The 1,549-nt window shown below is 62.9% G+C and carries 1 protein-coding gene; it reads right to left on the reverse strand.

What is annotated here, in order from left to right; all coding sequences use genetic code 11:
• Positions 1-290: 290 nt before the first annotated feature.
• The gene (locus tag P0D73_RS46375) at positions 291-1,421 is read right to left on the reverse strand and encodes an IS110 family RNA-guided transposase (protein ID WP_408183713.1); all 1,131 of its coding nucleotides are present in this window, start codon (positions 1,419-1,421) and stop codon (positions 291-293) included.
• Positions 1,422-1,549: the final 128 nt, after the last annotated feature.

The following is a 1,549-nucleotide window of genomic DNA, read 5'->3' on the forward strand; positions in this document are numbered from 1 at the left end:
GATATGACTCCGCTTGTCAAGAGGGGATCGGTTTTGGGTTTTGAACTGCCATCTGAATTTCCTGAGGGCGACGTAGCAGTAAATCTCGACGGTGGATCATGCTGATATCCGCGGGTTGGTTACCGCATTACAGAAGTCCGCCCAGCGAGCCTGCCGCCATCTAGTACCGCAAGTCGAATCAAATCCGTTGCCTAACCGTCTCGCGGGTTGCTCGGGTGCCGGGCTACGCCGCCTTCAGGAAACTCTTGCTCGGGTGGTGAGGTTGATTCACGTGTTGCTCAAGGGTTGGGTCACGCCATGCGCACCTCGGGCCGTACGGCGAGCGACATGGCGAGCTGGCTGATGTCCCAGATGAAACCGGCGAGTTCGCGAGCGACCGCGACCACCGCAATATTCTTCTGCTTGCCGCGCGCAACGAGCTTCCGGTAGCGCCGGCACAGGCGCACCTGCGCGTCCCAGGCGCGGTCAACGATGGGCTTGGGGATGCCTTCGTGGCGGCGCTGGATTTCGGGACTCACGCGGGCCGGGTGCTGGTAGCTCCAGGCCGCTTCCACCAGCAACTTTCTTGCATAGCTGTTGCCATTCTTGGTGATGCTGCCCTGACGGCGCTTGTCGCCTGACGAGTGTTCGGACGGCGTCACCCCCAGCCAGGCCATCAGCTGGCGCGGGTGGGCGAAGCGTGACAGATCCCCGAGCTCGGCGAGCATGCCCACTGCCGTGGTGAACTGGACGCCCCGCATCGTCTGCAGGCCCAGCACGGCAGGATAGAATCGCCAGTTGACGACGGCCTCGCGCAACGCGGCCTCCAGCCGGTCGCATTGCGCCAGGCGATCCTCGATCGTGCGCCGATACTCCTCGAATGCCAGTTGCTGCCAAACGCTGTCGAAAGCACAGGCGCTCAGCCAGCGCCGGTGCGCAGGTCCCCAGTCGGCGCGGCCGGCATAGCGCACGCCATGCAGGAGCAGAAAGGCCTTCAGCCGTTGCCGGGCACGCTTAAGATCGTCCTTGGCGCTGACCCACGCGCGAGCCAGATCGCGGAATGCTTCGTCTTCCACGCTTGGCACGTACACCGCTGAGAGGTCGCCGGCGCGCAGCGACCGCACCAGCTTGATCGCATCACGCCGGTCAGTCTTGACCCGATCGCCCGGCTTTTTCGGAATCAGCGACGGCGCGCACACCATGCAGTCGAATTCTTTCTGCACGAGCTGACGGTAAAGTCCATAGCCGCACGGGCCCGCCTCGTAGACGATGCGGATGTGCCGCGCCTTCGATTGCAGGCGCTTACACAGGCGATCAATATCCGTCTTCGTCGTGCCAATCTTGCCGAGCAGTTCGACCTCGCCTGTGCCCAGCGCATAGGCCACCGTGATCGAATCCTTGTGAACGTCGAGCCCTACGTACAGTGTGCTATCGTTTTCCACGCTGGCCTCCGTGATGGATATCGCCGGGTGTGGCCCTGTCCACACCGTGCGGCTCTGGCAGAAATACTAACCCGCGTTTGAGTCCTCGCGGCGGGCCAGCCCCTACCTCGCGGAGTCATACTGACTAG

Source organism: Paraburkholderia sp. RL18-101-BIB-B, assembly GCF_046026985.1.
In the GTDB taxonomy this organism is placed as follows: Bacteria; Pseudomonadota; Gammaproteobacteria; order Burkholderiales; family Burkholderiaceae; genus Paraburkholderia.